Annotated in this window: 23 protein-coding genes; 16 read left to right on the top strand and 7 right to left on the bottom strand. The window is 71.1% G+C overall.

Going from position 1 to position 24,467, the window contains the following annotated elements; translation table 11 throughout:
* Positions 1–40 precede the first annotated feature (40 nt).
* Positions 41–733 (top strand): murein L,D-transpeptidase catalytic domain family protein, encoded by a 693-nt coding sequence (locus tag LQ771_RS07275; protein WP_231351681.1) that lies wholly within the window; start codon positions 41–43, stop codon positions 731–733.
* Here LQ771_RS07275 and LQ771_RS07270 read toward each other — a convergent pair.
* From LQ771_RS07270 to LQ771_RS07260, 3 genes are all read right to left on the bottom strand, one after another.
* Positions 655–1,938: an acetate/propionate family kinase gene (locus LQ771_RS07270; protein ID WP_231351680.1), complete on the bottom strand. Its 1,284-nt coding sequence runs from the start codon at positions 1,936–1,938 to the stop codon at positions 655–657. The two genes, LQ771_RS07275 and LQ771_RS07270, sit on opposite strands and share 79 nt — an antisense overlap.
* Positions 1,911–4,289 (bottom strand): phosphoketolase family protein, encoded by a 2,379-nt coding sequence (locus LQ771_RS07265; RefSeq protein ID WP_231351679.1) that lies wholly within the window; start codon positions 4,287–4,289, stop codon positions 1,911–1,913. Before LQ771_RS07265 ends, LQ771_RS07270 begins: the two co-directional genes overlap by 28 nt.
* Positions 4,290–4,368: 79 nt before the next feature.
* Positions 4,369–5,172, bottom strand: a complete 804-nt coding sequence (locus tag LQ771_RS07260; RefSeq protein WP_231351678.1) for a universal stress protein — start codon at positions 5,170–5,172, stop codon at positions 4,369–4,371.
* Positions 5,173–5,367: 195 nt separating this feature from the next.
* Between LQ771_RS07260 and LQ771_RS07255 the strand changes: the two genes are divergently transcribed.
* From LQ771_RS07255 to LQ771_RS07220, 8 genes are all read left to right on the top strand, one after another.
* A complete protein-coding gene (locus LQ771_RS07255; protein WP_231351677.1) occupies positions 5,368–6,138 on the top strand; it encodes an SDR family NAD(P)-dependent oxidoreductase in 771 nt (256 codons plus the stop codon).
* An 11-nt stretch (positions 6,139–6,149) separates the two neighbouring features.
* The gene (locus LQ771_RS07250; RefSeq protein WP_231351676.1) at positions 6,150–6,587 is read left to right on the top strand and encodes a universal stress protein; all 438 of its coding nucleotides are present in this window, start codon (positions 6,150–6,152) and stop codon (positions 6,585–6,587) included.
* Positions 6,588–6,592: 5 nt separating this feature from the next.
* On the top strand, positions 6,593–9,145 hold the full coding sequence (locus tag LQ771_RS07245; protein ID WP_231351675.1) for a cation-translocating P-type ATPase: 2,553 nt from the start codon (positions 6,593–6,595) through the stop codon (positions 9,143–9,145).
* Between the two features lie 75 nt (positions 9,146–9,220).
* Positions 9,221–9,793, top strand: a complete 573-nt coding sequence (locus tag LQ771_RS07240; RefSeq protein WP_231351674.1) for a GNAT family N-acetyltransferase — start codon at positions 9,221–9,223, stop codon at positions 9,791–9,793.
* Positions 9,794–9,803: 10 nt separating this feature from the next.
* The gene (locus LQ771_RS07235) at positions 9,804–10,694 is read left to right on the top strand and encodes a universal stress protein (protein ID WP_231351673.1); all 891 of its coding nucleotides are present in this window, start codon (positions 9,804–9,806) and stop codon (positions 10,692–10,694) included.
* A gap of 417 nt (positions 10,695–11,111) precedes the next feature.
* Positions 11,112–11,735 (top strand): OmpA family protein, encoded by a 624-nt coding sequence (locus LQ771_RS07230; RefSeq protein ID WP_231351672.1) that lies wholly within the window; start codon positions 11,112–11,114, stop codon positions 11,733–11,735.
* Positions 11,736–11,906: 171 nt separating this feature from the next.
* Positions 11,907–12,437 (top strand): SagB/ThcOx family dehydrogenase, encoded by a 531-nt coding sequence (locus LQ771_RS07225; protein ID WP_231351671.1) that lies wholly within the window; start codon positions 11,907–11,909, stop codon positions 12,435–12,437.
* A 52-nt stretch (positions 12,438–12,489) separates the two neighbouring features.
* The gene (locus LQ771_RS07220) at positions 12,490–13,140 is read left to right on the top strand and encodes a BON domain-containing protein (protein WP_231351670.1); all 651 of its coding nucleotides are present in this window, start codon (positions 12,490–12,492) and stop codon (positions 13,138–13,140) included.
* Positions 13,141–13,240: 100 nt separating this feature from the next.
* On the opposite strand, the gene LQ771_RS07215 is transcribed toward LQ771_RS07220, so the two are convergent.
* Entirely contained in the window at positions 13,241–14,044 is an 804-nt protein-coding gene (locus tag LQ771_RS07215; RefSeq protein WP_231351669.1) for a universal stress protein, read from the bottom strand.
* Positions 14,045–14,243: 199 nt separating this feature from the next.
* On the opposite strand from LQ771_RS07215, the gene LQ771_RS07210 reads away from it, so the two are divergent.
* The 3 genes from LQ771_RS07210 (at position 14,244) to LQ771_RS07200 (ending at position 16,896) form a co-directional block, all read left to right on the top strand.
* Complete coding sequence (locus tag LQ771_RS07210; RefSeq protein ID WP_231351668.1) at positions 14,244–15,071, top strand: universal stress protein; 828 nt, start codon at positions 14,244–14,246, stop codon at positions 15,069–15,071.
* Positions 15,072–15,082: 11 nt separating this feature from the next.
* On the top strand, positions 15,083–16,066 hold the full coding sequence (locus tag LQ771_RS07205) for a zinc-dependent alcohol dehydrogenase family protein (RefSeq protein WP_231351667.1): 984 nt from the start codon (positions 15,083–15,085) through the stop codon (positions 16,064–16,066).
* 107 nt (positions 16,067–16,173) lie between these two features.
* The gene (locus LQ771_RS07200; RefSeq protein WP_231351666.1) at positions 16,174–16,896 is read left to right on the top strand and encodes a Crp/Fnr family transcriptional regulator; all 723 of its coding nucleotides are present in this window, start codon (positions 16,174–16,176) and stop codon (positions 16,894–16,896) included.
* An 8-nt stretch (positions 16,897–16,904) separates the two neighbouring features.
* Here the strand turns inward: LQ771_RS07200 and LQ771_RS07195 are convergent, their stop codons facing one another.
* Positions 16,905–18,935 (bottom strand): PAS domain-containing hybrid sensor histidine kinase/response regulator, encoded by a 2,031-nt coding sequence (locus LQ771_RS07195; protein ID WP_231351665.1) that lies wholly within the window; start codon positions 18,933–18,935, stop codon positions 16,905–16,907.
* A 4-nt stretch (positions 18,936–18,939) separates the two neighbouring features.
* Positions 18,940–19,689 carry a response regulator gene (locus LQ771_RS07190; RefSeq protein WP_231351664.1) on the bottom strand — a complete coding sequence of 250 codons (750 nt, stop codon included), beginning with the start codon at positions 19,687–19,689 and terminating at the stop codon, positions 18,940–18,942.
* Between the two features lie 216 nt (positions 19,690–19,905).
* On the opposite strand from LQ771_RS07190, the gene LQ771_RS07185 reads away from it, so the two are divergent.
* Positions 19,906–20,697 carry a universal stress protein gene (locus LQ771_RS07185; protein WP_231351663.1) on the top strand — a complete coding sequence of 264 codons (792 nt, stop codon included), beginning with the start codon at positions 19,906–19,908 and terminating at the stop codon, positions 20,695–20,697.
* A gap of 261 nt (positions 20,698–20,958) precedes the next feature.
* Here LQ771_RS07185 and LQ771_RS07180 read toward each other — a convergent pair whose 3' ends face one another.
* Entirely contained in the window at positions 20,959–21,381 is a 423-nt protein-coding gene (locus LQ771_RS07180; protein WP_231351662.1) for a host attachment protein, read from the bottom strand.
* 171 nt (positions 21,382–21,552) lie between these two features.
* Between LQ771_RS07180 and LQ771_RS07175 the strand changes: the two genes are divergently transcribed.
* From LQ771_RS07175 to LQ771_RS07165, 3 genes are read left to right on the top strand one after another with little or no spacing between them, the layout of a single operon-like run.
* Positions 21,553–21,999, top strand: coding sequence for a CBS domain-containing protein (locus LQ771_RS07175; RefSeq protein WP_231351661.1), 447 nt, complete (start codon positions 21,553–21,555; stop codon positions 21,997–21,999).
* Between the two features lie 9 nt (positions 22,000–22,008).
* The gene (locus LQ771_RS07170; protein ID WP_231351660.1) at positions 22,009–23,544 is read left to right on the top strand and encodes a thymidine phosphorylase family protein; all 1,536 of its coding nucleotides are present in this window, start codon (positions 22,009–22,011) and stop codon (positions 23,542–23,544) included.
* A complete protein-coding gene (locus LQ771_RS07165; RefSeq protein ID WP_231351659.1) occupies positions 23,541–24,434 on the top strand; it encodes a ribose-phosphate diphosphokinase in 894 nt (297 codons plus the stop codon). The genes LQ771_RS07170 and LQ771_RS07165 overlap by 4 nt, the downstream gene beginning before the upstream one ends.
* Positions 24,435–24,467: the final 33 nt, after the last annotated feature.

The following is a 24,467-nucleotide window of genomic DNA, read 5'->3' as shown; positions in this document are numbered from 1 at the left end:
CCCAGCACGGCAAGCTAGGATTTTGGCTGCCGTACTGTCCATGCCTGCTTTCCTCCGTCGTTTCGCCGCCGCTGCGTTGTGCCTCGCCCCGCTGGGCGCCGGCGCGTCCCCCTCCGCTTCCGATCACCTGGCCCGGGCCTTGAGCCAGGCCGCGCCGAAGGCCAATCCGAAAGTGCTGGCGCTGGCTTCCCGAGCGCTGGCCTGCGTGCAGCGAAGCATGCCGGCGAACACGCTGAGCGTGATCGACTATTCGCTGCCCTCGACCACGCCGCGGTTGTGGGTGTTCCGGCTCGGGCAGCAACCGCGCCTGTTGTTCCACGAGCGGGTGGCGCATGGGCGCAACAGTGGCGACAACATGGCGACGCATTTCTCCAATCGGCCGGGCAGCCTGATGTCGAGCATCGGGACGTTCGTCACCGACGGCACCTACAACGGGCACAACGGCTATTCGCTGCGACTGAAGGGCATCGACGGACGCTTCAACGACCGCGCCGAGGAGCGCGCGATCGTCATCCACGGGGCGAAATACGTCAGCGAGACGTTTGCGCAGAGCCAGGGCCGGCTCGGCCGGAGCTGGGGTTGTCCCGCGGTGCGCGCGGGCGTGGCGCACAAGCTGATCGATGCGATCGCTGATCGCTCGGTGGTGTTCGCCTACTATCCCGATCCGGCCTGGTTGCGAGCGTCCAAGCTGCTGGGCGACTGCGATGGCGGCGAGGCGCTGTCCTCGCGCTGATCGCCCGTGCCGGCCAGCAGCGCGTGCACGTGCCGGCAGATCTGGCGCTCTTCCTCCGAGGGCATGACGCGCACCTCGCAGGCGGCGTCGCGCGTGCCGATGCGCAGCGCGCCGCCGCGATTGCGTGACGCGTCCAGGCGGATGCCCGCCCAGCCCAGTCCTTCGCAGATGTCGGCACGCACCTGCGCGTCGTGTTCGCCGATGCCGCCGGTGAACACCAGCGCGTCGATGCCGTGCAGCACCGCCGTCATGGCGGCGATCTGCTTGCGCACCGAGAGCACGAACATGCCGATCGCCAGCTTCGCGGCCGGTTCCCTGCGTTCCACCTGCCGCAGCCGGCGCAGGTCGCCGCTGATGCCCGAGATGCCGAGCAGCCCGGAGCGGTGATCGACCAGCCGTTCGAGTGCGCGCGCATCCATGCCCTTCTCGCGGATCAGCCAGGTCAGCACGCCCGGGTCCAGGTCGCCGCTGCGGGTGGCCATCACCACGCCGCCGTTGGGCGTCATGCCCATGCTGGTGTCGACGGAGCGACCCTCGCGTACCGCGGTGACGCTGGCGCCGCTGCCCAGGTGCGCGATCACCAGCCGTGGCGGCGCCTCCGGCCATTGCGCCAGGATCGAGGCGCACGACAGCCCGTGAAAACCGTAGCGCTGAACGCCCTCGGCCAGCAGCGCGCGATCGATGGGCAGGGTGCGCGCCTCCTCGGGCAGCGCGGCATGGAACGCGGTATCCAGGCAGGCCACCTGCGGCAGCGACGGGTAGCGCGCCTGCGCGGCGCGGACCACCGACAGCGCCGCCGGCACGTGCAGCGGCGCGAAGATGCTGGCCGCCTCCAGCTGCGCCATGACCGCCGCGTCGATGCGCGCATGCGCACGCAGGCGTGGGCCACCGTGCACGATGCGGTGGCCGATCGCGTCGGGGGCCGGCACGTCCATGCCCGCAAGCAGCCGCGCGATGCGGCCGAAGGCCTGCACGCTGTCGGCGATCGCGACGGTCTCCTCGTGCAGCGTGACGCCGCCGTGGCCGTCGCGCACGCGCAGCAGGCCGGCCGAACTGCCGATCGCCTGCGCCTCGCCGGTGACGCGCGGGTGCATCTCGCACCCACGCGCCCTGAACACGCCGAACTTCAGCGAGGACGAGCCGCAGTTGACCGCCAGCACATGGATGCCGCCCGGGTTCACGCCGGTCGCGTCCCGGGCGTCCATCGCCACTGCGCCACCTCCGGCAGGTCCTCGCCGTGCTCGCTGATGTACAGGCGGTGGCGCTCCATGGTCGTCCAGTAGCGGTCGGTCGCGTCCGAGGCGAGGTGCGCCAGCCGCGGCACGCGCAGGATCGCGTCCAGCGCGAGCTGGTAGCGGTCCAGGTTGTTCATCACCGTCATGTCGAACGGCGTGGTGGTGGTGCCTTCCTCCTTGTAGCCGCGCACGTGCAGGTTGTCGTGATTGTGGCGGCGATAGGCGAGGCGGTGGATCAGCCCGGGGTAGCCGTGGAAGGCGAAGATCACCGGCCGGTCGCGGGTGAACAGCGCATCGAAGTCGTGGTCGCTCAGCGCGTGCGGATGCTCGCCGGGTGGCTGCAGCACCATCAGGTCGACCACGTTGACCACGCGCACGCGCAGGTCCGGCGCGTAGTCGCGCAACAGGGTGACCGCGGCGAGTGTTTCCAGCGTCGGCACGTCGCCGGCGCAGGCCATCACCACGTCCGGTTCGGCGTCGCCGGCGTTGCCGGCCCATTCCCAGGTGCCGGCGCCGACGCTGCAGTGGCGGGCGGCCGCGTCGATGTCCAGCCACTGCGGAGCCGGCTGCTTGCCGGCCACGATCACGTTGACGTAATTGCGGCTGCGCAGGCAGTGGTCGGCGATCGACAGCAGGCAGTTGGCATCCGGCGGCAGGTAGATGCGCACCACGTCAGCCTTCTTGTTGGCGACGTGGTCGAGGAAGCCCGGGTCCTGGTGCGAGAAGCCGTTGTGGTCCTGCCGCCACACGTGCGAGCTGAGCAGGTAGTTGAGCGAGGCGATCGGCACGCGCCAGGGAATGTGGCGCGTGGTCTTGAGCCACTTGGCGTGCTGGTTGAACATCGAGTCGATGATGTGGATGAACGCCTCGTAGCACGAGAACAACCCGTGCCGGCCGGTCAGCAGGTAGCCCTCCAGCCAGCCCTGGCACAGGTGCTCGCTCAGCACCTCCATCACGCGCCCTTCCGGCGCCAGGTTCACGTCCACCGGCTCGATCGCCGCCATCCAGGTCTTGGATGTCGCCTCGAACACGTCCTGCAGCCGGTTGGAGGCGGTCTCGTCCGGGCCGAACAGGCGGAAGTTGCGTGCCGAGGCGTTCAGCCGCATCACCTCGCGCAGGTACTTGCCGAGTGCGCGCGTGGATTCCATTTCCACCGCGCCGGGCGAGGGCACGTCCACCGCGTGATCGCGGAAGCGGGGCAGGGTGAGCGGCTGCAGCAGCATGCCGCCGTTGGCGTGCGGGTTGGCGCCCATGCGGCGGCGCCCGGTCGGCGCGAGTTCGGCCAGCTCAGGCTTCAGGCGGCCCTCGGCGTCGAACAGCTCGCGCGGGCGGTAGCTCAACAGCCAGTCCTCGAGCAGCTTGACGTGCCCGGGCTTGTCGAAATCCTTCAGCGGCACCTGGTGGGCGCGCCAGGTGCCTTCCACCGGCAGGCCGTCGACCACCTTCGGACCGGTCCAGCCCTTGGGCGTGCGGAACACGATCATCGGCCAGCGCGGCCGCTCCGGCGGGCGGTCCATGCTGGCGCGGGCGGTACGCTGGATCTCGCCGATGCGCGCGAGCGCGCGGTCCAGCGCGGCGGCCAGTTGCTGGTGCACGGTGGCCGGATCGTCGCCCTCGACCAGCAACGGCTCGTAGCCGTAGCCGCGGAACAGAGACTCCAGCTCCTCCGGCGTGATGCGCGCGAGCAGCGTCGGGTTGGCGATCTTGTACCCGTTGAGGTGCAGGATCGGCAGCACCGCGCCGTCGCGTGCCGGATCGAGGAACTTGTTCGAGTGCCAGCTCGTCGCCAGCGCGCCGGTCTCCGCCTCGCCGTCGCCCACGATGCAGGCGACGACGAGGTCGGGATTGTCGAACGCCGCGCCGAAGGCATGCGCCAGCGAGTAGCCGAGCTCGCCGCCCTCATGGATCGAGCCGGGCGTCTCCGGCGCGACGTGGCTGGGTACGCCGTAGGGCCAGGAGAACTGGCGGAACAGCCGGCGCATGCCGTTGCTGTCGCGCTCGATGTCCGGATAGAACTCGGTGTAGGTGCCCTCCAGGTACGACTGCGCGACCAGCCCGGGGCCCCCGTGCCCCGGGCCGATCACGTAGACCATGTCCAGGTCGTGTGCCTTGATCAGCCGGTTCAGGTGCACGTACAGGAAGTTCAGCCCACTGGTGGTGCCCCAGTGCCCGAGCAGCCGCGGCTTGATGTGGCGGCGCTCCAGCGGCACTTCCAGCAGCGGGTTGTCCTGCAGGTAGATCTGGCCGACGGTGAGGTAGTTGGACGCGCGCCAGTAGGCATCCATCCGCCCCAGCAGTTCGTCCGACAGCGGCATCGGCATGGCAGGCTCCGGGGCTCGTGCTGGGTCGTCGGTGAACATGTAGCCGGCTCCGCGTGGATGAGGTGAAGGCCCGGGCGTTTCAATGCGCCAGCAGCAACGGCAGGTGCGTGTGTGCAAGCACGTAATGAGTGGTACCGCCGAGCACCAGTTCGGTGAGGCGCGAGCGTCCCCACGCGCCCATCACCAGCAGGTCCGCCTGCATCGCCTCGGCCTCGCGCAGCAGGTGCACGCCGGCGTCCTCGGCCGGGTCGAATGCACGCCGCTGCCGCACGACGACGCCCTGTCGCGCCAGCCAATCGCCCACGGCAAGCGCGGGCGGCCCGAAGCCGGGCAGGGTCTGGCGCCAGCCGTCGAGCAGGTGCACTTCGGATGCCTTGCGCAGCAGCGGCAGCGCGGCACGGATGGCCTCGGTGGATTCGCCCGAGCCGTTCCACGCCACCAGCACGCGCGCGGGTGCGCCGCGCACCTCGTAGGCGACCGGCGCCAGCAGCACCGGCACGCCGCCGGCGAACAGGGTGCGCGTGACGTTGTCCCACCCCACGGGAAAATCCTGGTTGCCGGCCGGGGCGCTGCATACGAGCAGGTCGGCCATCCGCGAACGGTGTGCCAGCACGGGGACGTAGGGTCCGCGGAAGACCTCCCAGCCGCCTTCCACGTTGGAGCGGCGACACAGCTCCTGCCACCACGGCGCGCGCCGGCGTGCCGATTCCTCCTCGGCCTCCAGGATCGCCAGCGCGTCGGGGATGGCGGTCACCGAGGGAATCTGCTGGATGATGTGCACGCCCGCCACGAAGGCCTGCTGCTGCCGCGCGACGGCAAGGCCCAGCTGGATGGCGGGGAGGTCCTCGCGCATCTGGTCGACGTCGATGATCATCTCGTACATGGGCGTTCCCTCCGGCCGGCCTTCATGCTCGGCCGCCGGCGTACGCGGGGGCTTGATCAGGATCAACCGCGCGCGGGCCGCGGCCGGCCCGCCCGGGGGCTTCGGGGAAAACAGTCTCCACGTTGACCAGAGTCAAGTCCCGGCCGCGACGGCGGCCTAGGCTGGCCAGCAATCGGTCAGCGCGGGGTGGTACCCATGAACAGGCTCCAGGACAAGGCCGTCATCGTGACCGGCGGCGCCGTCGGCATAGGCGCCGCCTGTGCGCGACGCATGGCGGAGGAGGGCGCCCGCGTGGCGATCCTCGACCGCGCGGACGACGCCGGCCGCGAGCTGGCCGGCGACCTGGTCGGGCTGGGCAGGCAGGCCCGCTATTTCCACGCCGACGTCACCCGCGAGGCCGAGGTGGCCAAGGTCTTCGACGAGGTCGCGAGCCTGTTCGGACGGCTGGACGTCCTGGTCAACAATGCCGGCATCGCCGGGGCGGACAAGCCCACGGACGAATTGACCGAGGAAGAGTGGGACCTCGTCCAGGCGGTCAACGTCAAGGGCGTGTTCTTCTGCACCAAGCATGCGATCGCGCACATGCGCCGCGCCGGCGGCGGCAGCATCGTCAACCTGTCCTCGATCTACGGCCTCATCGGCGCGGCCGACGTGCCGCCATACCACGCCTCCAAGGGCGCCGTGCGGCTGATGAGCAAGACCGATGCGCTGCTGTACGCGCGCGAGGGCATCCGGGTCAATTCGGTGCACCCGGGCTTCATCTGGACGCCGATGGTGCACGGGTTCCTGTCCGGCCACGGCGGCGACCTCGACGAGCAGCGCCGCAAGACCGACGCGCTGCATCCGCTGGGCCACATGGGCGAGCCCGACGACATCGCCTGGGGCGTGGTCTACCTGGCCAGCGACGAAGCCAAGTTCGTCACCGGCAGCGAACTGGTCATAGACGGCGGCTACACCTGCCGCTGAAGGAGAGGCGCATGTTCAAGCACATCCTGTTGCCGACCGACGGTTCCGAGGTATCCACCCGTGCGGTGGACCAGGGGCTCGAGCTGGCCAAGGCGCTCAACGCGAGCGTGTACGCGTTGCACGTGATCCTTCCGTTCCAGGCGCTTTCCTACATGACGCAGGTCATTCCCGAAAGCGAGAGCAGCTATACCGAGGAATCGGTGCGCTGGGCCGAGCGCTACCTGGGCGAGGTGCGCGAGAAGGCGCAGCGGGCCGGTGTTCCGTGCGAGAGCGACTATGTGTTCCACAAGCACCCCTGCGACGCGATCCTCGACGTCGCGCAGAAGCGCGGGTGCGATTTGATCGTGATGGGCTCGCACGGCTGGCGCGGCTTCACCAAGCTGTTGCTGGGCAGCGAGGCGCAGAAGGTACTGGTGCGCAGCCCGCTTCCGGTGATGGTCTGCCGTTGAGTGTCGTGTCGACGCCGCCGCAGGTCGGGCCGGGCGGACTGGACAGCGCCGAGGCCCGCCGCCGGCTCGAGGCGGATGGACTGAACGCCTTGCCTGGCGGCAGGCACCAGCCGTTGCTGCGCATCGCGCTCAAGGTACTGGTCGAGCCGATGTTCCTGCTGCTGCTGGTGGCCGGCGGGCTCTACCTCGCGCTCGGCGACCGCGCCGAGGCCACGTTCCTGCTGGCCTCGGTGGTGCTGGTGATCGGCATCACGCTTGCACAGGAACGCAAGACGCAACGGGCGCTGGAAGCCCTGCGCGACCTGTCGGCGCCGCGCGCGCTGGTGGTTCGCGACGGCACCCACCAGCGCATACCCGCCGCAGAGGTCGTGCGCGGCGACCTGCTGGTGCTGGGCGAAGGCGACCGCATCGCCGCCGACGCGATGTTGCGCGAAGGGCTGCTCGAGGTCGACGAGTCGTTGCTGACCGGCGAGGCGGTGGCGGTCACGCGGTTGCCGGAGGGCGAGCATGCGCTCGTGCACGCGAGCACGGTCGTCACCAAGGGTCGGGCCCTGGCCGAAGTCGTGGCCACCGGCACCGCCACCGCGGTGGGCCGGATCGGCCTGGCGCTGGCCTCCACCCGCGAAACGCCTTCGGGCATGCAGCGTGCCTCCTCGCGGCTGGTGCGCATGCTGGCGGTGGCGGCGGTGGCACTGGCCACGGGCTACACCCTGCTGCGCTGGTTGTGGGACGGCGCCGGACTGCTCGACAGCATCCTCTCGGGCATTGCATTGAGCATGGCGATCCTGCCCGAGGAGATCCCGGTGATCCTCACCGTGTTCCTCGCCATGGGAGCCTGGCGCATGGCCCGCCACCAGGTACTCACGCGGCGCATGGCCGCGGTGGAGGCGCTGGGCGCGGTGACGGTGCTTGCGGTGGACAAGACCGGCACGCTGACGCAGAACCGCATGCGCCTGATGGCGCTGGCCCGTGCCGATGCCGGACAGGTGCACGACGGCGAGGCGCAAGCGCTTCCGCCCGGATGCGCCGAGCTGACGCGCTGCCTGCTGCTGGCGACGCCGCCGGCGCCGTTCGATCCGATGGAGCAGGCCATCCGCGACTATGCCGCGCGCCACGCCGACGCCCTCGACATGGCGGTGGAACCGGCATCCGAGTGCGAGTACCCGCTCTCGCCCGACGTACTGGCGATGACGCGCGCGTTTCCGGACCCGTCCGGCGATTACCTGCTGGCGGCCAAGGGCGCGCCCGAGGCGATCGTTGCGCTGTGCCGGCTGGAACCGGTCGCCGCTTCCATCGCGCTGGCGCAGGTCGAGGCGATGGCCTCGCGCGGCTTGCGCGTGCTGGGCGTGGCCCGCGCGCGGTGGAGCGGCGCGGACTGGCCGTCGAGCCAGCGGGACTTCCATTACCGCCTGCTGGGTTTCGTGGGTTTCGGCGACCCGCCGCGCGAGGGCGTGCCCGCGGCCGTGGCCGATTGCCGGCAGGCGGGCGTGCGCGTGTTGATGCTGACCGGGGACCATCCGGTGACGGCGCGCGCGATCGCCGGCCAGATCGGCATGGCGCGCGCCGGCGAGGTGCTCACCGGCGACCGCATCGACGCCCTGGACGACGGGGCGCTGCGCGCGCAGCTGCGCCAGGTCGACGTGTGCGCGCGGCTGCGGCCGGAACAGAAGCTGCGCCTGGTGCGCCTGCTGCAACAGGCGGGCGAGGTGGTGGCGATGACCGGCGACGGCGTCAACGACGCGCCGGCACTGAAGGCCGCGGACATCGGCATCGCGATGGGCGAGCGCGGCACCGACGTGGCGCGCGAGGCGGCGGCGCTGGTACTGCTCGACGACAGCTTCGCCAGCATCGTGCGGGCGATCCGCCAGGGCCGGCGCATCTACGACAACATCGTCAACGCGGTCGCCTTCGTCTTCGCGGTGCACGCGCCGGTGATCCTGCTCGCGCTGATGCCGGCGCTGCTGCACTGGCCGATGCTGTTGCTGCCGGTGCACATCGTGCTGCTGGAGCTGGTCATCGATCCGGCCTGCTCGCTGGTGTTCGAGGCCGAGCCGGAGGCGCCGGACGTCATGCGCCGCCCACCACGACCGCCGGCGGAAACACCGTTCGCGCCCGCGAAGCTGGCCTATGCGCTGGCCCAGGGCGGTGGCCTGGCCCTGATCCTGCTGGGTGCCTGCGGATTCCTGCTTTGGCAGGGGCGGGACGCCGCGCAGGTGCGGGCGGTGATGTTCGTCGGCCTGGTGGCCTGCCTGCTGCTGCTCGTGATGGTGCGCCGCCAGCGGCGCGGCGCGGTTATTCCCGGGCGGGGCAACCGCTGGCTGCTCGTCATGCTGGCCGGCCTGGGCGGCATGCTGGCCGTGGTGCTGGGCGTGCCGGCCGTGCGGGGGCTGCTCGCGCTGGCGCTGCCTGGCCCGGCTGCCGCGGCCGTGGCGACGGGGATGGTGCTGGCGCTGGTCGTCTGGCTTGCCGTGCTGCCCGTGCTGGTCGGCGGCCTGCGCCGTGGCGGACCGGTCGGCCGGCAGGCACGGCCGGGGCCGCGCGACCACGCAAGGAGTTGATGAGGATCAATCCGGCGTGCGCACCACCATGCGCCAATGAAGCCACAGGGGCTTCACACGCGACGAGGTTCGCCCATGGCCACACTACCTACCGGGGTCACGTCTTCCGCCCAGGCCAGCCCTCCCGTGTTGCTGGAGGGGACCCACTGGATCGACCACCTGCGCGACGGCACCGTAGTGCTGATCCGCCCGCTGCGTCCGGAAGACCGCGAGCGCGAAGAGGACTTCGTGCGGGCCATGTCGCCGGACGCCAAGCGCCTGCGCTTCATGTGCAGCTTCCGCGAGGCCACCCCGGAACTGATCGACCAGCTCATGGACGTCGACTACGACAAGCGCATGGCCTTCGTCGCCCTGGCGCACGAGGACGGCCAGCTGCGCGAGGTCGGCGTCAGCCGCTACAGCGCCAATGGCGACCAGACACGCTGCGAATGCGCGGTCACCGTGTCCGAGCACTGGCGCCATCGCGGGCTGGCCGTGGTGCTCATGCGCCACCTCATCGACGTGGCCCGCCAGCACGGGTTCAAGCAGATGTATTCGGTCGATTCGTCCGACAACTACGCCATGCAGGAGCTCGCGGCCTATCTGGGCTTCAAGCGTTCGCTCGATCCGGGCGACCCGACCCAGGTCGTCCATACGCTGGCCTTGTGAGGAGCGCGCCATGAGCGTGGTAGCCGATGCCCCGAACCGGGCACCCGAGGGGGGCCTCCAGCCAGCTCCGCCAGTGGCCGGCCGGCCATCCGACATCGTCGCGATCGCCACCTGCACGTCCGAGTGGAACCCGGCCGTGCAGGTGGGAGCCGCGCTCGCCGCGCGCTGGCAGAGCCTGCTGACCGGCTGCTACGTGGACGAGTCGCTGCGCGTGCTGCGCGGCCCGGAGAGCGAGCCTTCCGTGGCCGGGCTGTTGCTCGATACGCCGGTGCGGGACTTCGAGGAGGGCAGTGCGTTCCGGGCCTTTGCCAAGTCCCTGGGCGTGCCGCACGCCTCATGGGTGGTCGCGCATACCGGGCTGGCGCGCGTCCTGCGCGAACTGGGTGCGTGGCACAGCCTGGCCGTGCTGGAACGCGACCTGGTCGATGGCGAGGCGCTGGGCGAACTGCTCGGCGAAGCGCTGCTCGCCTGCCGCCTGCCCAGCCTGGTCCTGCCGCCGGCCTGGGACCGCGGGGACCAGTTCCAGCGCGTGCTGGTGGCGTGGGACGGCAGTACCGAAGCCACCCGCGCCATTCACGCGGCCTTGCCTTTCCTTGCCGGAGCCCGGCGCGTGGTGCTGCTCGACGGCGGGCGGGTGCACGGACCCGAGGGCACGTGCTACCTGCCGCACTTCCAGCCGTTTGTGTACATGGCGCGCCATGGCATCGAGGCCGACCCGATGTGCGTGGGGATCCCGGCGCGGACCGCCGGGGCCGCCCTGCTGAAAAAGGCCGAGCAGGTTGGCGCCGACCTCATCGTGATGGGCGCCTTCGCCCACTCGCGCCTGCGCGAGCGGGTCATCGGCGGCGCCACGCGCTACATCCTGGAACATGCGCAGATCCCGGTCTTCCTGCAGCACTGATGCCGGACCGACGACGCGGTAGCCGGGCCGGGACCGGTCTTGGCGGCCGCATCGTGCGGCGTAAGAGAACCGCGCCGGCGACTGCCCCGGCCTGGTCCGCGGCAACGGGGAAACACTCCAGACGGGCAACCCGCCGCGAGCGCCGGCACGCGCCACGGCGGCCTTTCGATCGGGCGCGCGCAGGCCGACGCCGGGGTACTGCTGGTGGGCGTCCACGCCTGCCTCGCGCTGCGCCGGACGGCGGCGGCTGGGCGTGCCGGTCGTGCGGCCCATCCGCGGCGCATTTGATGCACGTCAAACGACCGCCGGGGCCGGCGACTACGGTGCGGCACAGGGGGCCAACGTCCCGTGCCGCGAAGCCGTGCTCCGGTTTCGCGGTGCGGACGCGCCAGGGCGGATGCCGCCCGGAGGATTGCCATGAAACACGCATCGCACAAATGGGCGTGGCTGCCGGTGGGCCTGGTCGTGCTTGCCGCGGCCGGCTGCGCCGACAAAGGCTACGTCAAGCAGGCCGACTACGACTCCAGGATCGGCCAGATCGAATTGCGGCTGCAGAACCAGGAGAACCGCACCAACCAGATGGAACAGGACATGCAGCAGAAGTTCGCCCGGTACGACGCGTCCATCCGCCAGGTGGCCGGTCGCATCCAGGTCGACACCATGTCGCATTTCGCGTTCGACGACGCCACGCTGCAGGACCAGGACAAGCCCGCGCTGGACGACTTCGCCAAGGTGATCCAGCACTATCACCCCTATGCACTGGTCACGGTGGAAGGGTTCGCCGATCCGGCGGGAAGCCACGGCTACAACCAGCGCCTTGGCCAGAAGCGCGCCGAGGCGGTGCGTGACTACCTGGTCAGCAGCGGTGGCCTGACCGCCGACAAGGTGCGCGCCGTCAGCTACGGCGAAGCGCGCGATCGCCAGGGTGCGCCGGGGAAGACCCGCGACGAAGGGATGGAAAACCGCCGCGTGACGCTGGTGGTGGATCTTTCCGGCCACGACGAGGAGCAGCGGGCCACCGCCGCGAGCGATGGCACCTGACGCCGCCTCGCGTGGGCTGCACGGGCCCACTGGCCACGCATGCCCCAGATGCGCCCGTGGTTCGCGCGCCTCCGCCACGCCGGCAGGCGCGCATTTCCTTTCCGAGGTATCGCCGTGGATATCGAAAGCAAAACCCGGGTGTCGCTTCCCGATCACCGCACAAGCGGCGGCATGCCGCTGCTGAACGCGCTCGCGCGCCGGCACAGCACGCGCCTGTACACCGATCACGTCCTCCCGCCACAGTTGCTTTCCGACCTGCTGTGGGCGGCCTGCGGCATCAACCGGCCCGCCACCGGCGGGCGCACCGCGCCGTCGGCGCGCAACTGGCACGAGATCGACATCTACCTCGCGGCAGCCGATGGCGCGTGGCGCTACGAACCGGAAGGGCATTGCCTGCAACCCGTACTCGCCAGCGACGTGCGCGCGTCCACCGGCCTGCAGGATTTCGTCGGCACCGCCGCGCTGGAGCTGGTCTACGTGGCGGACCTGTCGCGCATGGAAGTGACCGAGCCGCTGGAACGGCGCTTCTACTGCGGCGCCGATGCCGGCGCGATCGCGCAGAACGTCTACATGTTCTGCGCCGCCGAGGGCCTGGCCACCGTCGTGCGCGGGCTGGTGGACCGCCGCGGGCTGGCCAGGACCCTGGGCCTGGGCGCGCGCCAGCGCGTGCTGCTGGCGCAGACCGTCGGCTTCGCGGCCTGAGCCAGGCCGGAAATCCGACCACATTCGACTCCCCGAATCCACGAGGTGTGCCATGAACGACGTGAGCCTGAGATACGACGTACTGGAAGAACTCGACTACGAGCCGAGCCTGGATGCGACCAACATTGCCGTGATGGCCAAGGACGGCGTGGTGACGCTGACCGGGCACGTGGCCAGCTACGCCGAGAAGCTCGCCGCCGAGCGCGCGGCCTGGCGCGTGCACGGGGTCAAGGCGATCGCGCAGAAACTCCAGGTCGAACTGCCCGGCGACCGGAAACTCAGCGACGACGACATCGCCCGGCGCGCACTGAACATCCTGGCCTGGGACGTGCTGGCCCCGTCGGAACGGATCCACGTCAGAGTGTCCGACGGCTGGGTGACCCTGACCGGTGAAGTGCCGTGGAACTACCAGCGAGAGGCCGCCGAGGCGGACATGCGCAAGCTGTCCGGCGTGACGGGCGTGTCCAACGACATCCTGGTCACGCCCCGCGTGCAGCCGGGCGACGTGCGCAAGAGCATCGTCGATGCGCTGAAGCGGCACGCCGAGGTGGAGGCCAAGCGGATCAAGGTCGACGTCCGCGAGAACGGAACCGTGGCCATCGAGGGCCAGGTGGACGACTGGGAAGAACGCCAGGCGGTCGAGCGCGCGGCCTGGTCGGCGCCCGGCGTCCGCGCGGTGGAGAACCGGGTGCGTATCGTCTGAGGGCATGTACGCCGGATGCCCGGCAGGTGCGTGACTGCGCGCGACCGCCATGGCGCATCGGCGCCGTGTGTTCGCGCGCAGGCGTGTGCCTGCCGTCTCCTCAGTGCTTGAGGAACACCGGCAGGCGGCTTTGCGCCAGCACGGCGCGGGTCGTGGGGCCGAAGGCGCGTTCGCCCGGACGGCCGTGTCCGCTGGCGCCCATGACGATCAGGTCCGCCCGCGTGTCGCTGGCGTAGGCGAGTACCTGTCCGCTCGCGCTCTCATCCGCGCCGGTCACGGTTTCCACGGCGGCCACCGGCACGCCGTGCGCGCGCAGGTGGGCAAGTGCATCCGGCTCGCCGCAGCCGCCGTGCCCGGCGTTCTGTTGCAGCAGGGAGACGACCTTGGCGCGCTTGAGCAGCGGCAGCGCCGCGTGCAGGGCGCGGCTGGATGCGGCCGATCCATTCCAGGCCACCATCGCGTGCACCACCCGGCCGGGCGCGTTGTTCGCTTCCGGCACCGCGATGCAGGCGGCGCCCGAGAGCACCGTTTCGCAGACCAGCCGCTCGCCCGGGAATCCCCGTGATGCGTTGCCCTGCAGCACCACCAGGTCGTGCCAGTCGCCGATCATCGCCAGGGCGTCGTGGGGCTGCCCGATGGCGACCTGCCAGAAAGCCTCGGTGACGCCCAGCTGGTTCGCCCATGCCGTGAAGTCGCGCCCGGCGAGCATCGCGTTGTGCAGTTCGTCCTGCGCGTAGGCGGCCATTTCCGCGGCCAGTTTCGGCGGCCCCGGCACCGGTCCGCTGCGCGGCGCCACGAAAAGCCCGGTCAGCGATACCGGCAGCGACGCGGCCAGCTGCGCCGCGTAGCGCACGACGCCGAGCCAGGTGCGGTAGTCAGCACTGTGGACCACGATGTCGCGCACGGTCGAATCCTCGCGATCGCGGACGAAGCCCGCGAGTGGAAGCGTGGCCCAACGACTGGAGGCGGATTTGACCTAGGTCAGCACCGATGACGCGGCCGGCCGGTGCAGTTGACCTGCATCACTTCGTGCCGCGGCCGCTGGCCTAGTGTCCCGGCAACGCGGCCGCCATCGGCGCGGCCGCATGCACGGAGCCCTGCCCATGTACGACATCCTGGTCAATTCGCTCAACTACGAAAACTGGTCCCGCGGCACGCAGTACGGCGCGCAGCTGGCGGTGCTGATGCAGGGAGCGGTCACCGGGGCGTACATCTACCCCTCGCCGCTCTATGCCACTCCGAGTTTCAGCACGCCCCAGCTGATCGAGGCGGTGCTGGAATCGGCGCGCGTGCTGGAAGCGGCCGCGCTGGCCGCCGAGCGGCCGTTCGTCGACTGGGCCACGGGCATGGGAGTCGGGCACGCCGCCTGGGTGGTCGGGCAAGGCAACCTGGCCGATGCGCTGGCGCAGATCGCCTGCTGGCACGATCTGCTGGTGCTGGAACGCGACCCGCTGCGCACCTGGGCGTCGCCGTCCGACCTGGCCGCTTTGATTCTGGCGCTGGGGCTGCCGTGCATCGTGGTGCCACCGCAGCCGGTGCGGACAGTGGCGTTGTCGCGCGTGGCCGTTGCCTGGAACGGCGCGCCCGAGGCGATCCGCGCGGTGCACTCGGCCTTGCCGCTGCTTCAACAGGCGAACGAGGTGCTGTTGTTGCGCGGCGCACCCAAGGAGGTCTTTCCGGAGGTAACCTGGAAGCCGCCGTTCGACATCGACGCCTATCTCCAGCGCCACGGCATCCGCGCCCGCTCGCAGGACCTGCTCACCAACGAGCACGATGCCGGCGAAGCGCTGCTGGAACAGGCCGAGCGATTCCATGCCGACCTGCTGGTGATGGGGGCCTACGGCCGCAGCCGCTTCAGCGAGTGGGCGCTGGGAGGGGCCACGCGGCACGTGCTGTGGCATGCGCGGCTGCCGGTGCTGTTCCGCCATTGAGCGTCGGCCCCATGCGCGCCATGGTGCTGGAGGCGACCGGACAGCCGCTGGTGCTGCGGCAGGCCGCCGATCCCGAGCCGGGGCCGGGCGAGATCCGGCTGCGCGTGGAAGCCTGCGGCGTATGCCGCACCGACCTGCACGTGGTCGATGGCGAACTGCCGGACGTGGCGCTGCCGGTCGTGCCCGGTCACGAGGTGGTCGGCCGGGTCGAGGCGCTGGGAGCAGGCGTGCACCGGCTCGGGCCGGACCAGCGGGTGGGCGTGCCGTGGCTGGGCTCGACCTGCGGCGCGTGCGAGTACTGCCTCGGCGGGCGCGAGAACCTCTGCGACGCGCCCGGCTTCACCGGCTACACGCGCCCCGGCGGTTTCGCGAGCCATCTGGTGGCGCGCGCCGATTTCTGCCTTCCGCTGCCCGGGGAGGCCGATCCGGTCGCGACCGCACCGTTGCTGTGCGCGGGCCTGATCGGCTGGCGCGCGCTCTGCCGGACCGGCCAGGCGCGCGCGCTGGGCATCTACGGCTTCGGCGCCGCGGCGCACCTGCTGACCCAGGTGGCGCGCCACCAGGGAAGGCGGGTGCATGCGTTTACCCGGCCGGGCGACCTGGAAGCACAGGCCTTCGCCCGCGCGCAGGGCGCGGCATGGGCGGGCGATGCCGGTGCAACCGCGCCGGAGCCGCTCGATGCGGCGATCATCTTCGCGCCCGTCGGCGAACTGGTGCCGCTGGCCCTGCAGGCGGTGCGCAAGGGCGGCCGGGTGGTCTGCGGCGGCATCCACATGTCCGACATACCGGCGTTTCCCTACCGGCTGCTGTGGGAGGAACGCGAGCTGGTCTCGGTGGCCAACCTGACCCGTGCCGATGCGCATGCCTTCTTCGCCGAGGCCGCCGCCGCGGGCGTGCGGGCCACCACGCGGCGCTACCGGCTGGAGGCGGCGAACGAGGCGCTGGAAGATCTGCGCCAGGGCAGGCTCAGCGGCGCTGCCGTGCTGGTCCCGTAACCGTCGCTGGGGGACTGTTACCGACCGTTACACAGGGTTGCGTGGCTGTCGTCGCCCGGTGGTGGTGGCCGGCTAACGTGGAACCCTCGCCAGTCCCCGAGGCCGCCATGAACGCTCTCGCCAGCTACGCCACCACTCCCGTTTCCGCTCCGGTGCAACAAGCGCTGGCCTCGGCGGGCCCGATCGACATCGAGCAGCTCTCCCATCACGTCCAGGTCGTGCGCCGCAAGCTCGCGCCGGGCCAGCACGCCTACCGCGCCGGCCAGCCGTTCCACGCCATCTACCTGGTGCACGCCGGCTTCCTGAAGACCTGCGAGTTGTCCGAGGACGGTCGCGAGCGGGTGACCAGCTTCCGCATGCGCGGCGACCTCGTCGGCGTGGAGTCGATCGGCCTTTCGCAGTACGCCTGCGACGTGGTGGCGCTGGACGACAGCGAGATCTGGGAACTGCCGTATCCGCCGGTGCTGCATGCCTGCCTGCAACTGCCGGAACTGCAGAGCCGGTTGACCGGCGCGCTGGCCGAGGAGATCCGCAACGACCGCGCGTGGATGCTGGCGCTGGGCACGCTCACCGCCGAACAGCGCGTGGCTGCGTTCCTGCTGGACATGGCCGAGCGGCACCTGCGGCTGGGCTTCAGCCCGCGCCACTTCCTGCTGTGCATGGGCCGCGCCGACATCGCCAGCTTCCTCGGGATCAAGCACGAGACCGTGACCCGCGCGCTGTCCCGGCTCGACCGCCTGCACTGCATCGAGGTGCAGCGACGCGAGATCCGCCTGCTCGACACCGACGGGCTGCGCCGCATGGCCGGGCAGGGCGCGATCGTCCACTGATCCGGCGCTCAGCCCTGCCGACCCTCCAGCGCCTTTGCCAGCGCCTCGCCAAGCTGCTCGCGCCGGTAGGGTTTGCGCAACAGTTCCACGCCGCTTTCCAGCGCCTCTTCGGCGCCATCGGTCGTGCGCTCATAGCCGGACGTCAGCAGGGCCGGCAGCCCGGGACGCAGGCGCCGGGCCTCGCGCACCAGTTCGAAGCCGTTGGTGCCGCTGCCCAGCGAGACATCCGAGAACAGCAGCTGGATGCCGCGGTCCATGCGCAACAGCGCCATCGCGCGCGCGCCATCGCCCGCCTCCAGCGTGTCGTATCCCAGCGCATGCAGGAAACGCACGACCACCTTGCGCACGCCCGGTTCGTCCTCGACCACCAGCACCCGCGCGTGCCCCGGGCTGATGCTGCCGGGCGTGCGCGCCTCGCCGAGCTCGTCCTCCGGTGGTGCCGTCGGCAGCAGGATCTCCACGCGCGTGCCGCGCCCGGGCTGGCTGCCGATCGCCACGCGCCCGCCCGATTGCCTGACGAAACCGTAGACCATGCTGAGGCCCAGGCCGCTGCCCTTGCCGGCGTCCTTGGTGGTGAAGAAGGGTTCGAGCGCGTGGTCGAGCACATCCTGCGTCATGCCGGTGCCGGTGTCCTCGACCAGGAACACCACGTACTCGCCCGGCTGCAGGCCGCCGGCCTCGCCGGCCGCGATCGTGCGCGCGCGGGCGCTCATGTGCAGCGTGCCGCCGCCGGGCATGGCGTCGCGTGCGTTGATGGCGAGGTTGACCAGTGCCGCTTCCAGTTCGCCCGGGTCGGCGTAGACCGGCGGCGTGCCGGCCGGGCAGTCCAGCCGCAGATCGATGCGCGAACCCAGGGTACGCGCCAGCATCTGGCCGAGGTCGTCGAAGACCTGCTGCGGGCGCACGCCGCGCGGCGTCAACGTGCGGCGGCGCGAGAAGCCCAGCAGCTTGCGGGTCAGGTTGACGCAGCGGTCCACGGCGCGCGAGGCGCCGTCGATCAGCTCGCGGGCGTCGGCCACGTCGCCGTACTCGGCATCGAGGATCTGCAGGTTGCCCGAGACCACGGTCAGCAGGTTGTTGAAGTCGTGCGCGATGCCGCCGGTGAGCTGGCCCAGCGCATCCAGTCGCTGGGCATGCGCCAGTTGCTCCTGGCTGCGCCCGCGCAGGACGGCCGAGGCGAGCATGTTGGCCGCCAGCTGAAGGAAACCCAGCCGGTCGACGTCCCAGTCACAGGGCTCGCGGACGAGCGCGAGCAGGGCGCCGGTCGCCTCGTGGCGGTCCAGCAACGGCACGATCGCCGCGTCGGCGAAACCGTGCGCGGCCAGCGCCTCGCGCAGCGCGGGCAAGGCCCCTGCCGGTTCGTTCGCCAGCAGCCAGGCGCCCGGCGACTGGCGCCGGGTCAGATAGTCGGCCATGCGGTCGCGCGTGAACGCATCGCCCAGGGCATCGAGCATGTCTGCGTCGATCCCGTTGGCCGAGCGGATCGGCAGCGCGTTGCCTCCGGGCAGGCCCACCGCCACCGCCACGCCATCGACGTCCAGCGCCTTGACGACCAGCTCGGAAACGGCCGCCCGCAACGAGCCGTCCTGGCTCGATTCGAGCACCTGCCGGCCCAGTTCCGCGAGGTCGCCGTCGCGCTCGGCGCGACGGAGCGCCTGGCGTGCCCGCTGGGATTCGGAGATGTCGCGGACGGAAGCGGCGTACAGCCCGTTGCCCACCGGGCTCAGCGCGATCTCCAGCGGAAAGACCCTGCCGTCGCGGCGCACACCTGTCAGCTCATGGCCCGCGCCCATCGGACGGACCCGCGGGCTGGCGTTGTAGTCCGCGCGATGGGCGGTGTGGGTGGCGCGGGCGCACTCTGGCAGGAGGCTTTCCACGCACATGCCCACCAGCTCGCCGGGCGCGTAGCCAAAGAGCCGGTCGGCCTGCGGGTTGGCGAGCACGATGCTCCCGGCCCGATCCACCACGATCATCGCGTCGGGTGCCGTTTCGAAAAGCTTGCGGAACAAATCTTCGTCGTCGACGCGCGGCGCGGGCATGGGGTCATTCCTGGCGGACGGTGTCGCTGAAGATGTAGCCCGCCCCGCGCACCGACTTGATCAGCACGGGGGCCGCGGGGTCCGGCTCGATCTTGCGCCGCAGCCGGCCGATCTGCACGTCCACCGCGCGGTCGTACGGGCCCGAATCGCGTCCGTACAGGTGATTCATCAGTTCGTCGCGCGAGAGCACCCGGTTGGCGTGGGTGACCAGCACGCGCAGCAGTCCGAACTCGCCGCTGGTTAGCGGCACGCAATCGCCCGAGGGCGCCACCAGCGTGCGGCTGTCCAGTTCCAGGCGGTAACCGGCGAAGCGATAGACGGCCGGTCGCGTCATCGCCTGGCGCGGGCGCTCGGACGTGCGGCGCAGGACGCTGCGGATGCGCGCCAGCAGTTCGCGCAGGTCGAACGGCTTGGTCACGTAGTCGTCGGCGCCCACCTCCAGGCCGACGATGCGGTCCACCGAATCACCGCGGCCGGTAACGATGATCACCGGCCCGCGCCAGTGCTCGTGCAGGTGCCGGGTCAGCTCCAGGCCGTCCTCGCCGGGCAGGCCCAGATCGAGCAGCACCAGGTCGATCGCTTCGGCTGCCAGCCGCGTGAGCATGTCCTGGCCGTTGCCGACCGTGCTCACCTGGAAGCTCTGGGCGGAGAGATAGCGCTTGAGCAACGCCGAGACTTCGACGTCGTCGTCCACGACCAGCAGGTGGGCCTGCCGGAGAAAGACGCCTGGTTTGTCCGGGTCCTTCGCTGACACGAAACCCCCATGTGTGAGGGTGGTGGAATCCGCCAGGGCCGGGCGAGGTCGCCCCCCGTCCATGCGGAACAGCCATCCATATACCAAATATGGTCCAAGAACTGCGCGAAGGCGGTTAAGGGTGCGTCAAAAAGCCCGGCCCCGGGGAGTTGATCCTCGTCAACTGGCCCGTGCCGGTGCGAGGCCAGGCTGGAGGCCCCTGCCGAGGTCATCGCCATGCTGGAAATGCTCGTCGACGCCGGACCCCAAGCAGGGGCGGCCTTCCTTGAAACCGCGCTGGCGCTGGCCAGCCGCGTGGACGCCTTCGCCTGCGGCTTCCAGGTGTTGCCGCTGCAGCCGCCGGTGGCGATGTCCTTCGAGACGACGCTGCTGGAGGCGGAGGAACAGAGCGCACGCGCCCGCCGCGAGTGGTGGCTGGGGCAGTGCGCGCACGGCGGCGTGGAGGGCGAATGGGAAGTGCTGCGCGGCGACGTGCCCGCGGCGATCGCCAAGCGCTCGCGGCTGGCCGACCTGGTCTGCCTGGAGGTCTCCGTCGCCGGCGGCGCCCGTGACGCGGTGTCGGCCGAGCCGGACCGGATGCTGGTGCAGGCCGCCGGCCCGCTGCTGCTGGTGCCGTCAACCTGGCGGGGCGTCGCGGGCGCGCGCGTGCTGGTGGCGTGGAACGGATCGGCCGAAGCGGCGACCGCCGCCCGCGCGGCACTGCCGTGGCTGGCCAAGGCCTCGACTATCTGCGTGCTCGACGGCGAGCAGGCCAGCCTGCCGGGCATCACCCCTTCGCCGTTGCCGTTGCGCGCGTGGATGAGCCGCCACGGCATCAAGGCGCAATGGGAGCCGTACGACCCGATCCGGCAGCCGGAGGTATCCATCGCCGACGTCGCCAACCGGATGGGCGCGGACCTGCTGGTGATGGGCGCTTACGGCCATCACTGGACCCGCGCCTTCGGTCGCAGCCAGATGACGCAGACGCTGCTCAGCCACATCGACCGGCCGATCCTGCTGGCGCACTGAACCGGGCCGGGTCACGCGCGGGCAAGGCCCAGGCTTCGGCCGGCCAGGCAGGCCTGTGCGCGACGCCCATGCATCCCGGTCGCGCACAGGTGCGCTCCTGCACACGTCACGGCTCCATACCACCCGGGGGCGCGAGACCGGCCCGCGCAGGAGCGCACCTGTGCGCGACCGCCATCTTCCCGGCCGTGCAAAGGGTGCACCGTGTCGACGCCGGCTCCGTGTTCTCTCACCTGCGCCCTTGCGCGAAGGAAAGAGGGCGGCTCAGTCGAGCAGGTAGTCGCGCACGCCGGCGCTGTCCAGGGTGGTCAGGTTGCGGCGGATCTCGCGGCTCACGCACTGCTGCAGCGACTTGTCCATCTCGCGGTGCAGGGCGCCCAGAAAGCGCGGCGCCGCGGCAACGACCAGGGACTGGAAACGCTGCTGGTCGTGCGCGGTGCGCAGGGCGGTGGCCAGCGCGGCGGCGAAACGCGCGGCGGCCTTGTCCTTCGGATCGGTACGCGCCTCGATCGCATGTCGCGCGCCGCCGACGCTTTCCTGCACCCGCGGCGGCCGTTCGGAGGCTGGCCCCTGCGGGGCGTCGGCGTTGACGAAACAGGCCGTCTCGTCCCACGGGTCGTGAAGGCGTTCGAACTCGAACAGGCGCGCCTTCTCGCTGTCGGCCACCAGCACCCAGGTCTTGTTCATGGCTCTCTCCGGCAGAGCGGTGGGCATGCACGCTCGAGCCTAGCGGCACGCCGCGACGGCCAGTTGATGCCGGTCAACAAGCCCGCGGCGGCGCAGTTGATCCTGATCAATCGGCCGCGTGTACGAAACCTCATGCTGCGCCATCCGCAGCGGCCCGACCAAGGAGATGCCATGCGCGCCATCGACATCGGTACCCGCCGGGTCATCCAGGCAGGCGCCTCGGTGACGGTGATCGAGGCCGCTGGCATCATGCGCAGGCACCAGGCGGGCTGCCTGGTGGTGATCCGCGAGCAGGACGACCATCCGGAGCCGGTCGGCATCGTGACCGATCGCGACCTGGTCATCCGCTGCGTCGCCGCGCATTTCGACCCGGCCACGACGACGCTCGAATGCGTGATGTCCGCGCCGCTGCTGAGCTGCCGGCCGGAAGCGGCGATCGACGAGGTCGTCGACACCATGCATCAGCGCGGCGTGCGCCGTCTTCCATTGATCGATGCGACCGGCACGCTGGTGGGCATCGTCAGCACCGACGACGTACTGGTGGCGCTGACCGAGCTGGCCGACCGGGTCAACCAGACACTCAACGTCCAGCCGATGCTCGATCGCGCCTACAGCTAGGAGCCACACGTGCCCGTCGCCTTCCTGCCCGAGCTGCCGTTCCCGGGCGAACGGCTGCGCCCGCGCCGCATCGGCATCGATACCGGGGGCGAGCACGTGGTCTACCTTCCGCTGGGGTCGCCCGCCTGCCATGGCGAAGGCTTCGGGCCCCACTCGCGCCTGCAGGTGAGCATCGGCAGCCGCCAGTTGATGGCGACGCTGGCGATCGTGCATGGCGACGTGCTGGCACCGGACGAGGTGGGCCTGTCCGAATCGGCCTGGCTGCGGCTGCAGCCGGCGGCGGGCGAGTTCGCCACCCTGGCCCACCCGCCGAGCGTGGAGTCGCTTTCCAGCATGCGCGCCAAGCTGTACGGGCGCACCCTGACCGAGACCGAGCTGCGCGCGGTCGTCGCGGACATCGCCGCGCAGCGTTACTCGAACGTGGAGATGGCCGCCTTCATCGCCGCCTGCAGCAACGATCACCTGTCGCTGGAGGAAGTGGTCGCGCTGACCGGCGCGATGGTCGACAGCGGCGCCCGGCTGCACTGGCCGGGGGCGGTCATCGTGGACAAGCACTGCGTCGGCGGGCTGCCGGGTAACCGCACCACGCCGATCGTGGTGGCCATCTGCACCGCGCTGGGGCTGACCATGCCCAAGACGTCCTCGCGCGCGATCACCTCGCCGGCGGGCACCGCCGACACCATGGCGATGCTCGCGCCGGTGGACCTGGATCTTGCGCGCATGCGCCGCACCGTCGAACGCACCGGCGGCTGCATCGTGTGGGGCGGGGCGATCAACCTGGCGCCGGTGGACGACACGCTGATCCGCATCGAGCGCGCGCTGGACGTCGACAGCCACGGACAACTGGTCGCCTCGATCCTGTCCAAGAAGATCGCCGCCGGCTCGAGCCACGTGGTGATCGACATGCCGGTCGGCCCGACCGCCAAGGTACGCGATGCGCGCCGCGCGCGGACGCTGGAACGGATGCTGCGCTCGGTGGCCGGGCGTTTCGGCCTCGGGCTGACGGTGCTGCGTACCGACGGGCTGCAACCGGTCGGCCGCGGCGTCGGGCCCGCGCTGGAGGCACACGACGTGCTGGCGGTGCTCGAGAACCGGCCGACGCAACCGCAGGACCTGCGCGAGCGCGCCCTCGCGCTCGCCGCGGCGGTGATCGAGGCAGGCGGGCAGGGCGCGGGCACGGACGCGCGCGCGGCGGCGCGCGAATGCCTGGATTCCGGCCGCGCGTGGCGCCAGTTCCAGGCTATCTGCGAGGCACAGGGCGGCCTTCGCACGCCTGGCGTCGCGCCCCATCGCCATCCGGTGAAGGCGGCCGGCGCTGGCCGGGTCGAGTCGATCGACAACCGCCGGCTGGCGCAGGCGGCCAAGCTCGCGGGCGCGCCTCTCTCACCGCTGGCGGGGCTGATGGTCGACGTGCGCGTGGGCGATCCGGTGGTCGCCGGCCAGCCGCTCTTCACCCTGCATGCGCAGAGCCCGGGCGAACTTGGTTACGCCATGGAATACGTCTCTCGCCATCCGGACATCGTCCGCCTCGGAACCGGCCCATGAGCCTTCTGTACGCGTTGCCGGGCAACGCCGCCTTCGCCCGCGCGCTGTGCCGGCACGCCGGCTGGCAGCGCGGCCAGCTGGAATTGCACCGCTTCCCCGACGGCGAAGCGCTGCTGCGACTGGCCACGCCGCCGCGTGGCGCCGTCGCGCTGGTGTGTTCGCTGCCGCGCCCCGACGCCAAGCTGTTCCCGCTGCTGGCCGCCGCGGCCACCGCGCGCGAACTGGGCGCGACGCAGGTGGGGCTGGTCGCGCCGTACCTGGCCTACATGCGCCAGGACGTGCGCTTCCATCCGGGCGAGGCGGTCTCCGCGCGGGTCATCGGCGGCTTGCTCGGCAACGCGTTCGACTGGGTGGTGACGGTCGACCCGCACCTGCACCGCATCCACGACCTGGCCGAGGTATTCGCCTGCCGCACCACGGTCGTCCACGCCGCGCCGGAGCTGGCGGCATGGATCCGCGCGAACGTGCGCGCGCCGCTGCTGGTCGGTCCGGACGGAGAGAGCGCACAGTGGGTGCAGGCGGTCGCCGATGCGCTGGGTGCGCCGTGCGTGGTAGCGCACAAGCAGCGGCGCGGCGACCGTGACGTCAGCGTGCGGCTGCCGTCGCTGGCGCGGTGGCGCGGGCACACGCCGGTGCTGCTGGACGACATCGCCGCCTCCGGGCACACGCTGATCGATACCGCCCGGGGCCTGCGCGAACAACTGCCGCAGCCGGCGCCGGTGGCCGTCGTGGTGCACGGCCTGCTCGGCCGCCGCTCGCTGGAAGGACTGCACGGCGCCGGCATCGCCCGGCTGGTCGCAAGCAACACCGTGCCGGGTGAGCTGGCGGCGATCGACGTCAGCGCCCGCGTCGCCCAGGCCATGGTGGCGACCAGCGCGAAGGCCGGCTGACCGCCCGGCGTCGCCCGGCGGAGCGCGGCGACC

It is taken from the genome of Frateuria soli (assembly GCF_021117385.1).
Lineage (GTDB): Bacteria > Pseudomonadota > Gammaproteobacteria > Xanthomonadales > Rhodanobacteraceae > Frateuria_A > Frateuria_A soli.
This window is presented reverse-complemented; position numbering and strand designations above follow the sequence as displayed.

Bases quoted from the DNA above. Each gene is read 5' to 3' on its own strand.
- LQ771_RS07275 (WP_231351681.1), top strand. From the start codon at position 41: ATGCCTGCTTTCCTCCGTCGTTTCGCCGCCGCTGCGTTGTGCCTCGCC.
- LQ771_RS07270 (WP_231351680.1), bottom strand. From the start codon at position 1,938: ATGGACGCCCGGGACGCGACCGGCGTGAACCCGGGCGGCATCCATGTG.
- LQ771_RS07265 (WP_231351679.1), bottom strand. From the start codon at position 4,289: ATGCCGATGCCGCTGTCGGACGAACTGCTGGGGCGGATGGATGCCTAC.
- LQ771_RS07260 (WP_231351678.1), bottom strand. From the start codon at position 5,172: ATGTACGAGATGATCATCGACGTCGACCAGATGCGCGAGGACCTCCCC.
- LQ771_RS07255 (WP_231351677.1), top strand. From the start codon at position 5,368: ATGAACAGGCTCCAGGACAAGGCCGTCATCGTGACCGGCGGCGCCGTC.
- LQ771_RS07250 (WP_231351676.1), top strand. From the start codon at position 6,150: ATGTTCAAGCACATCCTGTTGCCGACCGACGGTTCCGAGGTATCCACC.
- LQ771_RS07240 (WP_231351674.1), top strand. From the start codon at position 9,221: ATGGCCACACTACCTACCGGGGTCACGTCTTCCGCCCAGGCCAGCCCT.
- LQ771_RS07235 (WP_231351673.1), top strand. From the start codon at position 9,804: ATGAGCGTGGTAGCCGATGCCCCGAACCGGGCACCCGAGGGGGGCCTC.
- LQ771_RS07230 (WP_231351672.1), top strand. From the start codon at position 11,112: ATGAAACACGCATCGCACAAATGGGCGTGGCTGCCGGTGGGCCTGGTC.
- LQ771_RS07225 (WP_231351671.1), top strand. From the start codon at position 11,907: ATGCCGCTGCTGAACGCGCTCGCGCGCCGGCACAGCACGCGCCTGTAC.
- LQ771_RS07220 (WP_231351670.1), top strand. From the start codon at position 12,490: ATGAACGACGTGAGCCTGAGATACGACGTACTGGAAGAACTCGACTAC.
- LQ771_RS07210 (WP_231351668.1), top strand. From the start codon at position 14,244: ATGTACGACATCCTGGTCAATTCGCTCAACTACGAAAACTGGTCCCGC.
- LQ771_RS07205 (WP_231351667.1), top strand. From the start codon at position 15,083: ATGCGCGCCATGGTGCTGGAGGCGACCGGACAGCCGCTGGTGCTGCGG.
- LQ771_RS07200 (WP_231351666.1), top strand. From the start codon at position 16,174: ATGAACGCTCTCGCCAGCTACGCCACCACTCCCGTTTCCGCTCCGGTG.
- LQ771_RS07195 (WP_231351665.1), bottom strand. From the start codon at position 18,935: ATGCCCGCGCCGCGCGTCGACGACGAAGATTTGTTCCGCAAGCTTTTC.
- LQ771_RS07185 (WP_231351663.1), top strand. From the start codon at position 19,906: ATGCTGGAAATGCTCGTCGACGCCGGACCCCAAGCAGGGGCGGCCTTC.
- LQ771_RS07180 (WP_231351662.1), bottom strand. From the start codon at position 21,381: ATGAACAAGACCTGGGTGCTGGTGGCCGACAGCGAGAAGGCGCGCCTG.
- LQ771_RS07175 (WP_231351661.1), top strand. From the start codon at position 21,553: ATGCGCGCCATCGACATCGGTACCCGCCGGGTCATCCAGGCAGGCGCC.
- LQ771_RS07165 (WP_231351659.1), top strand. From the start codon at position 23,541: ATGAGCCTTCTGTACGCGTTGCCGGGCAACGCCGCCTTCGCCCGCGCG.